10 protein-coding genes are annotated in these 11,704 nt (G+C 62.4%); 5 read left to right on the forward strand and 5 right to left on the reverse strand.

Annotated features, from left to right (window positions below):
• Nucleotides 1-73: 73 nt before the first annotated feature.
• A complete protein-coding gene (locus AC2CHD_RS12475) occupies nucleotides 74-841 on the forward strand; it encodes an SDR family NAD(P)-dependent oxidoreductase (protein WP_484553944.1) in 768 nt (255 codons plus the stop codon).
• 35 nt (nucleotides 842-876) lie between these two features.
• Nucleotides 877-1,002 (forward strand): hypothetical protein, encoded by a 126-nt coding sequence (locus tag AC2CHD_RS12480; RefSeq protein ID WP_484553945.1) that lies wholly within the window; start codon nucleotides 877-879, stop codon nucleotides 1,000-1,002.
• Nucleotides 1,003-1,065: 63 nt separating this feature from the next.
• Here the strand turns inward: AC2CHD_RS12480 and mtnA are convergent, their stop codons facing one another.
• Both mtnA and mtnK read right to left on the reverse strand, forming a co-directional pair.
• The gene (gene mtnA / locus AC2CHD_RS12485) at nucleotides 1,066-2,175 is read right to left on the reverse strand and encodes an S-methyl-5-thioribose-1-phosphate isomerase (RefSeq protein WP_484553946.1); all 1,110 of its coding nucleotides are present in this window, start codon (nucleotides 2,173-2,175) and stop codon (nucleotides 1,066-1,068) included.
• A complete protein-coding gene (gene mtnK, locus AC2CHD_RS12490; protein WP_484553947.1) occupies nucleotides 2,172-3,437 on the reverse strand; it encodes an S-methyl-5-thioribose kinase in 1,266 nt (421 codons plus the stop codon). The genes mtnA and mtnK overlap by 4 nt, the downstream gene beginning before the upstream one ends.
• Nucleotides 3,438-3,729: 292 nt before the next feature.
• On the opposite strand from mtnK, the gene AC2CHD_RS12495 reads away from it, so the two are divergent.
• The 3 genes from AC2CHD_RS12495 to AC2CHD_RS12505 all read left to right on the forward strand — a co-directional run bounded on the left by AC2CHD_RS12495 (nucleotide 3,730) and on the right by AC2CHD_RS12505 (nucleotide 7,405).
• Nucleotides 3,730-5,244 carry a sugar ABC transporter ATP-binding protein gene (locus AC2CHD_RS12495; protein ID WP_484553948.1) on the forward strand — a complete coding sequence of 505 codons (1,515 nt, stop codon included), beginning with the start codon at nucleotides 3,730-3,732 and terminating at the stop codon, nucleotides 5,242-5,244.
• Nucleotides 5,245-5,322: 78 nt separating this feature from the next.
• Nucleotides 5,323-6,312 (forward strand): ABC transporter permease, encoded by a 990-nt coding sequence (locus AC2CHD_RS12500; protein WP_229448107.1) that lies wholly within the window; start codon nucleotides 5,323-5,325, stop codon nucleotides 6,310-6,312.
• A 37-nt stretch (nucleotides 6,313-6,349) separates the two neighbouring features.
• On the forward strand, nucleotides 6,350-7,405 hold the full coding sequence (locus AC2CHD_RS12505) for a substrate-binding domain-containing protein (protein WP_484553949.1): 1,056 nt from the start codon (nucleotides 6,350-6,352) through the stop codon (nucleotides 7,403-7,405).
• 671 nt (nucleotides 7,406-8,076) lie between these two features.
• Here AC2CHD_RS12505 and AC2CHD_RS12510 read toward each other — a convergent pair.
• The 3 genes from AC2CHD_RS12510 to AC2CHD_RS12520 all read right to left on the reverse strand — a co-directional run bounded on the left by AC2CHD_RS12510 (nucleotide 8,077) and on the right by AC2CHD_RS12520 (nucleotide 11,659).
• Nucleotides 8,077-10,131, reverse strand: a complete 2,055-nt coding sequence (locus AC2CHD_RS12510; RefSeq protein WP_484553950.1) for a bifunctional aldolase/short-chain dehydrogenase — start codon at nucleotides 10,129-10,131, stop codon at nucleotides 8,077-8,079.
• A gap of 44 nt (nucleotides 10,132-10,175) precedes the next feature.
• A complete protein-coding gene (locus tag AC2CHD_RS12515; RefSeq protein WP_484553951.1) occupies nucleotides 10,176-11,141 on the reverse strand; it encodes a sugar-binding transcriptional regulator in 966 nt (321 codons plus the stop codon).
• Nucleotides 11,142-11,389: 248 nt separating this feature from the next.
• Nucleotides 11,390-11,659 carry a YMGG-like glycine zipper-containing protein gene (locus AC2CHD_RS12520; RefSeq protein ID WP_229447620.1) on the reverse strand — a complete coding sequence of 90 codons (270 nt, stop codon included), beginning with the start codon at nucleotides 11,657-11,659 and terminating at the stop codon, nucleotides 11,390-11,392.
• Nucleotides 11,660-11,704 lie beyond the last annotated feature (45 nt).

The following is an 11,704-nucleotide window of genomic DNA, read 5'->3' on the forward strand; positions in this document are numbered from 1 at the left end:
CTGAAACAGACAATTACAACAAGAATCGGACTCAGCCTGTGAGGTTTGGTCCGAAGAATGACAGGGGCTTGGAATGAAAACACTTGAAGGCAAGGTCATCGCGGTGACCGGGGCAGCCGGCGGCATTGGACGGGGCATCGCTCAGGCAATCATCGAGGCGGGTGGGCGCGTGGCGCTGCTCGATCTGCCGGGGCCGAAGCTCGAAGCGGCCGTCAAGGATCTGGGCGGCGAACCCAATGTCATGGCGGCTGCAAGCGACGTAACCGACAGCGCCAGCATGGAGGCTGCATTCGCCGAGGTGGTGGTCCGCATGGGCAGGCTCGACGGGTTGGTCAACAATGCCGGCGTGGTGCGGCTTGGGGCGGCAGACAAACTGACCGGAGACGACATCGATCTCGAAATGGCGGTCAATGTGAAGGGCGTTTTGCTCGCCGCGCAGGCGGCCGCGCCCCAGATGGAAAAGGGCGGCGCGATCGTCAACATCGCCTCCAATGCCGGCAAGGTCGGCTATCCCAACATGGCCGGCTACAACGCCTCCAAGGCGGCGGTGATCAACCTGACCCGCTCGCTCTCGCTCGAATGGGCAGCACGCGGGATCAACGTCAACGCTGTCTGCCCGGGCGGTGTGGCAACCGACATGCTGAAAACGGTGGCGGACTTCATCGTCGGTGGCGATGCGGCGAAGTCGGAAGAGATGATGAAGCAGATGGTTCCCGCACAGCTCGGCCGTCACATCCAGCCGGTCGAGGTGGGGCGTGTGATCGTTTTCCTGTTGTCCGATGCGGCAACGATCATCCGCGGACAGTCCATCACCATCGATGGTGGCGACACGCCTTATTGATCGGCGCGCTGCCCTCGTGGTTCGACAGGCTCACCATGAGGGCCTTTGGTGTGGCGGCGGGCGGCATCAAGGCGCCAGGAGAGGGCATCGATATAGCCCTCATGGTGAGCCTGTCGAACCACGAGGGCGGGGCGGTTTTCAGTTTTCCGGAAAACGCCTGAAAATTCGCAAAAACGATTCAGAAACAGGTGATTTTCCCGGATTTCTGAATCGTTTTCTGAAATTCACGCAGCGTTCGATTTCGCCCGGTCGGGGAAGAGCTTAACGAGCCCTTCGGGTGACGCATCGGCGATGCCGCGCTCGGTAATGAGACCGGTGACAAGCCGGGCCGGCGTCACGTCGAAGGCAGGGTTTCCGGCAGGTGACGCCTCGGGCGAAATTCGCACCTGCCGAACCTTGCCGTCTTCATCCTTGCCCCAGACGAGCGAGACCTCGTCGCCTGAACGTTCCTCGATGGGAATCTCTTTCACGCCGTCATGCACCGTCCAGTCGATGGTGGGCGAGGGCAGCGCGACGTAGAAGGGGACATTGTTGTCCTTTGCCGCGAGCGCCTTCAAATAGGTGCCGATCTTGTTGCAGACATCGCCATCGGCGGTGGTGCGGTCGGTGCCGACGATGACCATGTCGACCATGCCATGCTGCATCAGGTGCCCGCCGGCATTGTCGACCACCAGCGTGTGGGGAACGCCGTGGCCGGCCATCTCCCAGGCGGTGAGCTGGGCGCCCTGGTTGCGCGGACGGGTTTCGTCCACATAGACATGAACGGCAATGCCTTCTTCCACCGCGTGGTAGATGGGCGAGGTGGCGGTGCCGAAATCGACGGTGGCCAGCCAGCCGGCATTGCAGTGGGTGAGAATGTTGACCGGCTCGCCGGGCTTCTTGCGGGCGGCGATCTCGCGAATGATTTCCAGCCCGTTCCGGCCGATGCTGCGGTTCAATTCCACATCCTCGTCGGCGATCTCGGCGGCGCGCTTGTAGGCCGCCGCGGCGCGGTCGGCCTCGGGAATGTCGCGCAGGAGGCCGCGCATTTCATCCAGCGCCCAGCGCAGATTGATCGCGGTGGGGCGTGTCTCGTGGAGCTGTTCCCACACCGCATCGAGTGCGGCATCGGAAGCGTCCTCGCGCATGCGCATGGCAACGCCATAGGCGGCGGTGACACCGATCAGCGGCGCGCCGCGCACCCACATGTCGCGGATGGCGGTGGCGATGCCCTCGACGGTCTTCACGTTTTCGATGCGCAGCTCATGCGGCAGCCAGCGCTGGTCGATGAGATCGACAGACCAGCCATCCTCGTTCACCCAGATGGTGCGGTAGTGCTTGTCTCCAACCTTCATGACAGTTTCCCCTGGTCGAGTGCTTCGGCCAGCCGATCGAGCTCGGCCAGCGATTGAATGTGTTTGCGGTTGACCACGATGTGGCGTCCGAATTTCAGAGCCGGTGCCTCGCAGGCAGCGCGAAGCTTCTCGTCGGCGATGTCTTCGAAGTCGGCGTTGTGGGCGAGGCCCAGAATGCGGCGGTGCATCTCGATGCCGGCAAAGCCAAGCATGTCGGTCCACAAATCGTGGATCACATGGTTGAGCGCCTGCTCCGAACACAGCGCATCGTTCTGATCCTCATAGAGCGATGCCTGATAGAGCATGCCGCTGCGCTCGGTGCGCCACAGATGGGCGAATTCGTCGCGGAACGTGGTCCAGGTCTCGGAGATGACGCCAAGCAGATAGCCGCGCATGGAGGCGCGGCTGCCGTTTTCCTCGTGCCCGCGCTGGGAGAAATAGGCCATCCAGTAATTGGCAAGCAACATGCCGACATCGAAGGCCATGGGGCCGTAGAAGGCGAACTCCGGATCGATGACGCGGGTGTCGTCCTTCGTGACCATGACGGAGCCCGAATGCAGGTCGCCATGCACCATGGTCTCGGCTCTTGTAGCAAAGAGGTGCTTCATGCGCTGGGCGGCGACCTTCAGATCGCGGTCTGAGCGCAGTTCCTTCACCAAAGCGTCGAGACCGGGCGTGTGCCGGTTCATCGGCGCTTCGAAATAGGGGTCGGTGAAGACGAGGCTCTCGGTGATGTCGCAAAGGTCGACATTGTCTGCGAAGAGCGCGAGATCGGCCTTACGGTCAGCTGCCTTCATGGAAAGGTCGGACCCGCGGAAGAGGGTGCGGGCCATGAAGAGGCCGAGGTCTCTGCCGATCTTCGGCAGCTCTTGCCCTTCGATGAGGGCGCGGCGCAGGATGATGTGCGGCGACAGGAACTCCATGGCGATGAGGGCCTGCGCCTCATCGAAGTAATAGACGGCAGGCACGGTGCCCGGCGAGCGTTTTTCCTGGCGGGTGAGCGCGTGATATTCGAAGAAGGAGCGCTTCAGGGGTAGGGGCCAGCTGTCGCCGACGAGCCGGACATAGGGCAATGCCTGCTTGATGATGAGCGTTTGCGCCTCACCTTCCACGATGAAGACGAGATTGAGATTGCCGTCGCCCACTTCGCGGACCTTCCATGCGGTGGGCGCGCCACCGAGACGATCGGCAATCTCGGGGATGCTGCCAAGGCGATCCGGCAGGCTCTCCACCGTCAGGGCCTCAAAGGCGTTCTCTTTCATCTCTTCTGTCTCCTCCCATTCTCGCCTGAGCAAGAGGCGTATGGTTCGCGTCCTATTATTGCCCGTGTTCCCGCACAAATTTTCCCTTTCGAGGGGAGAAGAAGCGCGAGGCCAGCCTGTTCATCCCACACCCCGATCCTGCAGAAAGGGCGCGCGTGAATGGCACAGGCCGAAATCGGGGACACCACACTTTCCTGCCGTCAATTCTGGCAACACGCTACCAAGGCTCTGTCATTTGTCAATCGTGTTGACAAATGCTTGTTACCTGATAGCGTCATATTGGGAGGAGACTATGGGCGACACTGCCATTTTTCGGATAGCCGGTCTGACCAAGGCATTCGGACCAAACGCCGTTCTGCGCGGTGTCGGGCTCGATCTGCGCGCTGGGGAGGTCACGGTTCTGATGGGCGCCAATGGCGCCGGCAAGTCGACGCTTGTCAAGATCATGAGCGGTGTCCACCGCGCCGATCGCGGCGTGATGATGCTGGGCGACAAGCCCTTCTCCCCTGCCACGCCCGCCGAAGCGATGCGGGCCGGCGTGGTGACGGTTCACCAGAACATCAATGACGGTGTGGTGGGCGCGCTCGACGTGGCGAGCAATCTTGTGCTCGACCGGCTGAATGGCGCGGGCCGCGGCTTCTTCTTCAATCCGCGCAAGGTGCGGCGTGAGGCGCGCGACGTGGCCGAGCGCATGGGGCTGGGGATCGATCTTGGCGCGGAAGTGACCGACCTTTCGCTGGCCGACCGGCAGATGGTGGCCATTGCGCGCGCCATGTCGCACGAGCCGCAGGTGATGATCCTCGATGAACCAACCTCTTCGCTTTCGAGCAATGAGGCCGAACGGCTGTTCGCGCTCATCGACCGGCTGAAGGCGCGTGGCGTCGCCATTCTCTATATTTCGCACCGCATGTCGGATATCCGCCGTGTTGCCGACAGGATCGTGAGCCTGCGCGACGGGGCGATTGTCGGCCAGTTCGAAGACAAGCCGCTCGATTACGAAGGCGCGGTCAATGCCATGCTGGGGCAGAATCTCGGCCGCCACAGCATTGATGTGCGCGCGGCGGGGACGCCGGTCTTTTCGGCGCGTGATTTGAGGATCGCACAGGGCGCAAAGCCGATCTCGCTTGAACTGGGTGCGGGCGAGATCGTGGCCGTGACGGGCCTTGTGGGCGTGGGCAAGACGCAGCTAGCAGAGACCCTTTTCGGCATTCACGCGCCTCTGTCGGGCACGATGGAGCTGGACGGCAGACCCTATGCGCCAAAGACGCCGCAGAGCGCGATCCGGGATGGCGTTTTCCTCGTTGCCAAGGACCGCGCCTCCACGGGCATCGTGCCGGAATTCAACATCTATGAGAATATGAGCCTGCCCTTTCTGCCGCGTTTCGCCAATGCGGGCGTGATGCGGCGGCGCAGCGAGCGCCAGACGGCGCGTGACCAGATTGCGGATCTGAAGATCGTCTGCCGCTCCGAGCGCGACGATCTGGCGACGCTTTCAGGCGGCAATCAACAAAAGGTGACGGTGGCGCGCTGGCTGACGCAGCCTTCGCGCTTGCTGATCCTCGACGAGCCGTTTCAGGGTGTCGACATTGCCGCCCGCCACGACATTGCGGCCAAGCTGCGCGAAAGTGCTGGCGATCGCGCAACACTGATTTTTCTGACCGAACTGGACGAGGCGCTGGAGACGGCAGACCGCATTCTCGTCATGTCGGAAAACACGATTGTGGGCGAGCATCGCAATGCCGATGTGGACATGGACCGGCTTCTGGCGGAGGTTGCCGGGCAGCGTTTGGAAGTGACAGGGAGCTGAGTGAGCATGGACAGCCAGACGGCACGGGAAAGCACAGTGGAAGCAAACGTCGATGCGCGGCCAAAAGAGGGGCTTTCAATGCGCGAGCTGGCCATCCGCTATGGTTTTCTGACCCTGCTTGTGGGGCTGATCGTCTTCTTCTCGCTGGCCACGCGCGGCTTCACCTCGCCGCAGGCGGCGGTCTTCATCCTGCAGTCGGTTTCGATCACCGGCATTCTGGCGCTCGGCGTGACAGCGACGCTGGTGGTGGGCGGTTTCGACCTTTCCATAGGCTCCATCGCCACAAGTTCCATGATGGCGGCGGCCTATGTGATGGTAGTGCTGGAGCAGAACGCGCTCGTCGCGGTTCTGGTGTGCCTTGCCATCGGCGCGCTGGTCGGGCTGATCAACGGTTTGATCATCTGCTACATGCGGGTGCCCGATCTTCTGGCAACGCTCGGCATGATGTTCCTTCTGATCGGCTTGCAGCGCATTCCGACCGAAGGGCGCTCCATCGCCACCGGCATGACACTGCCTGATGGCTCGACGGCTGAGGGCACGTTCAGCCAGGCCTTTCTGGCGCTCGGGCGTCATCGGTTCGATCTCTTCATAGAAAATCTTGTGCCGGCCTCGGTTGTGGTGCTGATCGTGCTTGCCATCCTGATCTGGTTCTTCCTCGAATACACGCGGTTTGGCCGCATGATGTATGCGGTGGGGTCCAATGCACGGGCTGCGGAATTCGCCGGTGCGCCGGTCAAGGCCTATCGCATCTGGGCCTATGTGATCTCGGGCGTGTTCGCTTCCATTGGCGGCATTCTTCTGGCAGCGCGCCTGGGACGCGGCGACATTGCCTCGGGCAACAATCTGCTTCTGGATGCGGTGGCGGCGGCACTCATCGGCTTTGCGGTGCTGGGGGCTGCCAAGCCGAACGCATTCGGCACGGCGATCGGGGCTCTGTTCGTCGGTGTGCTCCTGCAGGGGCTCACCATGATGAACGTGCCTTATTACACGCAGGATTTCGTCAAGGGGGCGGTGCTCGTCATCGCGCTGATCTTTACCTTTGCGCTTCTGGGAAGGAATGCCCGATAGCGCCGAACAAGAGCAACAGGCAGTGGAGGAGAAGAACATGAACATTTCACGCAGACTTCTGGGCAAGATGGCCGCGGCACTCGCCGGCGCCACCATGCTTCTGCCGGCAGCCGCCGGTGCGCAGGACAAACCCGCGCCATTCGACAATCCGGGCGACGTGGAAATCGCGCTGGTGCGCTACCTTTCCACCGGCGACTTTTTCCAGGCCTATCTTTCGGGCGTGGAAAAGCAGGCCGAGGCGCTGGGCGTGAACCTGCGCGTGCTCGACAGCCGGCAGGACGCCGCCCTTCAGGCTGACATGGTGGATCAGGCGATTGCGCTTGGCGTCGATGGCATCATCATCCAGCATGGTCTGACCGAATCCATGAAGGAAGCGGCCCAGCGCGCCGTCGATGCGGGCATCAAGGTCGTGGCCTTTGACGTGAATGTCGAGAATGACGCGATCCCGCAGATCGAGCAGTCCGACCGGGACCTGGCGCGGCTGGCGCTGGAACAGGCGATCAAGGACAATGGCGAAGAGTGGAAGGCGGGCTATGTCTATGTGGCCGGCATTGCGCCGCTCGACCGCCGCGACGAAACCTGGCGTGAGTTCAAGGAAAAATATTCGGGTATCGAGGAAGTGGCGCAGTTCGGCACGCTGGACAATCCGATCGCCAATTCGGTGGCCAATCAGGCGCGCTCGGTGGTGACGGCAAACCCGGACATTCAGGTCATGTTCGCGCCCTATGACGAATTCGCCAAGGGCGTGAAGATTGCTGTGGATGAGGCCGGTCTTTCCGACAGCATCAAGATCTATTCGGCTGACGTTTCGACGGCTGACATTTCCGCCATGCGCGAGCCCGGCAGCGCCTGGGTGGCGACGGCTGCCACGAACCCCGCCGTTGTGGGCGAGGTTTCGGTGCGCGCGCTTGCCATGCTTCTGGCCGGTGAGGAGCCGGGCAAGAGCGTGATCGTGCCGCCGACGCTGATCACCCAGCAGGCGCTGAACGAGGGCGACATCAAGAACATGGACGATCTTTCGGCGAAGATGCCGCAGTTTGCCCATGCCGATGTGGCCGTGCCGGACTGGATGCCGCTGCCTGCGCGCGACTGAGGCGTGATTGGGATGAAATGGAAAGGGCGGCTTTCGGGTCGCCCTTTTTGTTTTGCCGGTCAGACATGGATACCCGGCTCGGGGGGGCGGGTATGACGAGTTGGGGGTGGGGCGATGCAAATCTTCGGCGTTGGAGATTGACGCCACCGCTTCTGCCATTCGTCACCCTCGGGCCTCGACCCGAGGGGCTATGCCGGGAGGGTCACTGCTGGTACGCCGCGCCCAATCGCAGGGCGGTTGGTGCTCGCCCCTCATCCGCCTGCCGGCACCTTCTCCCCGCTGGCGGGGAGAAGGAAAGCGTGGCGATGATTGTGCGTGTCCATTCCCTCGCCCTTCGACAAGCTCAGGATGAGGGAAAGGACAGGGAAAGGGGGGGGCGGCTTGATAGGGGCGGGTGAATCTCGCGCTGAGGTGGCGACGAAAGCCCTCATCCTGAGCTTGTCGAAGGGCGAGGACGGGATGGCGGGCGCGATCTTTGCAGTGTTGGCGCTCGCCCCTCATCCGCCTGCCGGCACCTTCTCCCCGCTGGCGGGGAGAAGGAAAGCGCGGAGAGGGTGGTGGAGCTGTTTCAACGTTGCGAATGGAGGCGTGAAAATCGAAATTTCCTCCTTCTCCCCGTTTGCGGGGAGAAGGTGCCGGCAGGCGGATGAGGGGCCTGCCGGCTCTCTATATCAGCGCAGCGCTGCCGCGATGTTGCCGCCGTCGACGGTGGTGACGTCTGCGGTGGTGCGTTCGGCAAGGGCGTGGTTGAGGAAGGCTTGCGCCACATCCTCGGCGCGGACCTCGAGGCCGAGAAGATTGCCGCCCATATAATCCTTCTCCGAGACGCCGCGCGCGGTGGAGCGGTTGGCGATCATCTCGTTGGTCAGGAGGCCCGAGCGGATGCGGTCGGCATTGACCGCGTTGGAGCGCACGCCGATGGAGCCGTAGTCCAGCGCATATTGGCGCGAGAGGAAGAGCGTTGCCGCCTTGGGCAGGCCGTAGGCGCCGAAATTCGCACCCGGATTGACCGCCTGCTTGGAGGCGTTGAAGAGGAGAACGCCGCCAGTGCCCTGCTGCTTGAAGAGGCGCACCGCATTCTGCGCAACGCTCTGATGAGCGAAGAAATTGAGCTCGAAGCTCTTGCGCAGCGTGGCGTCTTCCAGCTCGCCGATCTTGCCTTCCCAGGCGGCACCCGCATTGGAGACGACGATGTCGACACCGCCGAACACATCGCGCGCCTTGTCGAAGGCGGCGCGCACGGCTGTCGCGTCGGTCACGTCGGCGCCGATGCCGATGGCGGCATTGCCGATCGATTTCGCGACCTCTTCGGCCTTGTCGGCATGCATGTCGACGACGACCACATGGGAACCCTGCGATGCGAAAAGTTTTGCCGTGGCCGCACCGATGGCGCCAGCGCCGCCGGTGACCAGAGTGACCTGGCCGGACAGCGGCTTGGGCTTGTTGGAGGCGAGCTTGGCCTGTTCAAGCGACCAGTATTCCAACTCGAAGAGATCCGACAGCGCGAGCGGATGGAAGGAGCCGATGGCCTCGGCACCGGTGACGGCTTCCACCAGCATCTCGCCGACATCGGCGGCGATCTTCGCTTCCTTCATGCTGCGGCCATGGCCGATAAGGCCGAGCCCGCGCACCAGTGTGAGGCGCGGCATGGTGTCGAGCATGGTGCGCTCGACATCGTCGGCGGCGTTGTTGGTCTCGAAATAGTCCTTGTAGCGGGCCGAGAACTCGGCGACCTTTTCGCGGATCACCTTGCCATAGTCATCGAGCTTGCCAGCCTCCGGTGCGGGAAGAACCATGGGGCCGGTCTTGATGCGGATCGAAAGGTCCGGCGTCGAGACGCCGCGTGTGGCGAGCTCTTCGGCCGTGTCGGCGTTCACATAATCGAGGATTTTCGGTGAGGTGCGGAAATCGCAGACCATGCGGCCATATTTGCCTTCGCCCTCGTCAATAGCGATCGCGCCACGCAGATAGGGCATGATCTCGGACGGGGTGGCAAGCTCCTTGGGAAGCGCTACCGTCTTGAAGGGCGCCTTGCCGTTCTCAGCGACATAGTCTTCCGCCATGGTGACGAACTCGATCATGAGATCGTAGGCCGTCTTGGCGTCTTCGGCGAAGGTGAAGATGCCGTGCTTGTCGAGTATCAGGCCCTCGACGGAAGGGTTCTTGTCGTAGATGTCGGCGGCTTCCTTGGCGAGGTCGAAGCCCGGCTTGATGTAGGGCACGAAGCCCAGCCGGTCGCCAAAGACCTTTTTGCAGAGCGCTTCGGAATCCTCCTGATCGACCAGCGCGAGGATGGCGGTCGAGTGGGTGTGATCGACGAATTTGTGCGGCAGGAAGGCGTGCAGCAGCGTTTCGATGGACGGGTTCGGGGACCCCGGATCGATGAGGTTGGCGCGCTGCATGGCGACCATGTCCTCGTCTGCCAGCGCATCGAGCTTGCGGGCGGCCAGCAGCGCGTCCATCTTCACGGCAGGCAGGCCTTCCGGCTCGATCACACCCATGTCCCAGCCGCTGCCCTTGACGCAGAGCACGTCATATTCGCGGCCCAGAATATCGGTCGCCTTGCTTTTCAGCGAGGTGTTGCCGCCGCCATGCAGGACAAGGCGGGGCTCGCCGCCCAGAAGGCGGGTCGTGTAGACGCGCAGCGCCAGATCGCGGTCGACGCCCTTTGCGGCGTAGTGCTCGACGAGCTTTTCGGCTTCGCTGTCTTTCCAGAGGTTCTGCATGTCAGTCCTGTATTGTCTTGAAGGGTTGCGATTGCCGGCGAGGTTCAGGCCGGCGTCGGTTCACTGGCGGCATGGTGCTTCAAAAGCGCTGCCGCCATGGAGGAGGTGGTGACCAGATGGGTGAAGAAACGCCCGGCGATGGCGGCCTTCAGAGGTTCGAGCTTCTCGTCCTCCTGCACCACCATCAGACGCTTCGGTATGGCGCGGATGGCGTCGAAATCAGCCGAGATCATGCGGCGGTTGTAGTCACAGTCGAGCAGTTTGCCATCGGCGGTGATGATCTGCCCGGCGATGACGCCGGTGGCGCCCATGCCTTTCAGCTTTTCCAGCTCTTCGATGCTGAGGGCACCGCATTTTATGACATGGCTGTCCGTGTCGAGCGCTCCGACGGTGAAGAGGGCGAGATCGCAGGCGCTGATACCGTCGAGCTGTTCGCGTATGACGGGCTCTTCGCGCAGGGCACGGGCGAGTTCCTCCGTGCTCAGGACAAGGGGGGCATAGAAATTGAGGCCCTTGGCGTTGAGCCGGCGGGCAATTTCCATGGTGCACTGGTCGGGGCGATAAGCATAGGGAGAGCCGAGATTGCCGCACATTTCGACAACCGTCACGCCTTCGCGGTCGGCATAGCTCATGGCGTCGGCGATGTCGTAGACGGTGCGGCCCCAGGCGACGCAGACCTGATAGCCGTTCTCGACCATTTCGAGAAAGACATTGGCAGCCAGGGTCGGGATTTCGGAGGCAGGCGAGGGCGAAAGGGAATTCTCGCCCACGAGCCAAACGGTCTCCAGATCAAAGGCATCTTCCATCTGACGGGCAAGACGCTCGCCACTGAAGAGGTGTGTGGAGGTGGAGATGTTGACGATGCCGGCCTCGCGGGCCTTGCGCAGATAGAGCGCCACGGATGCGCGCGAAATGTTCAGCCGCTGCGCCACCTCGTCCTGACGCAGGCCATGCGTGTAGTATAGCCACGCGGCCTTGTGTATGATCTGGTCTGCAGGACGATAAGCCATTCCGCGCCTCCTTTCGACATTATTCACGGCGATTGACAAAAGTCAATTCACCCAAGGCGAGGCAGGAAGTCACGTGAATCGGGTGGCGTCTGCACCTCCCTGGACTGGCTCTGGCCCGGACAGCCGGCTCCGGTGGAAGGGGGACACTTGCGCGGCTGGAGACAGGAACAGCAAAAGGCCGAGATGCGTTCTGCATCCCGGCCTTTGTATAAGTCAGTCCGCAGGCTGTGCCCGCGGAAACCTGTCGGTTAGTAACCGCGCGGGCAGCGGGCCTCGTAACGGCGGCCGTATTCGTCGCGATAGATGCAGCGGTTGCTGTTTTCCGAGGCGCGACCGACAAGGGCACCCGCCACGGTTCCGATGGCACCGCCGATGATGGCGCCTTCGACCTTGTTACCGGAAGCGAGTGCACCGATGGCCGCACCACTGGCACCGCCAAATGCCGCGCCCTGTTCAGTTGGGGTGCAGGCAGCAACACCGAGAAGCAGCGCCGGTACGAGAAGCAGTGACTTTTTCATGTATCCTCTCCAAATGGTTTTTCATCATAAGCCACAGACATCGAT

It is taken from the genome of Nitratireductor sp. ATLC21, assembly GCF_057196525.1.

What these genes read in the sequence shown, in the direction of transcription:
- AC2CHD_RS12480 (WP_484553945.1), top strand. Translation starts at nt 877, where the DNA reads ATGAGGGCCTTTGGTGTGGCGGCGGGCGGCATCAAGGCGCCAGGAGAG.
- AC2CHD_RS12510 (WP_484553950.1), bottom strand. Translation starts at nt 10,131, where the DNA reads ATGCAGAACCTCTGGAAAGACAGCGAAGCCGAAAAGCTCGTCGAGCAC.
- AC2CHD_RS12500 (WP_229448107.1), top strand. Translation starts at nt 5,323, where the DNA reads ATGCGCGAGCTGGCCATCCGCTATGGTTTTCTGACCCTGCTTGTGGGG.
- AC2CHD_RS12475 (WP_484553944.1), top strand. Translation starts at nt 74, where the DNA reads ATGAAAACACTTGAAGGCAAGGTCATCGCGGTGACCGGGGCAGCCGGC.
- mtnK (WP_484553947.1), bottom strand. Translation starts at nt 3,437, where the DNA reads ATGAAAGAGAACGCCTTTGAGGCCCTGACGGTGGAGAGCCTGCCGGAT.
- mtnA (WP_484553946.1), bottom strand. Translation starts at nt 2,175, where the DNA reads ATGAAGGTTGGAGACAAGCACTACCGCACCATCTGGGTGAACGAGGAT.
- AC2CHD_RS12505 (WP_484553949.1), top strand. Translation starts at nt 6,350, where the DNA reads ATGAACATTTCACGCAGACTTCTGGGCAAGATGGCCGCGGCACTCGCC.
- AC2CHD_RS12515 (WP_484553951.1), bottom strand. Translation starts at nt 11,141, where the DNA reads ATGGCTTATCGTCCTGCAGACCAGATCATACACAAGGCCGCGTGGCTA.
- AC2CHD_RS12520 (WP_229447620.1), bottom strand. Translation starts at nt 11,659, where the DNA reads ATGAAAAAGTCACTGCTTCTCGTACCGGCGCTGCTTCTCGGTGTTGCT.
- AC2CHD_RS12495 (WP_484553948.1), top strand. Translation starts at nt 3,730, where the DNA reads ATGGGCGACACTGCCATTTTTCGGATAGCCGGTCTGACCAAGGCATTC.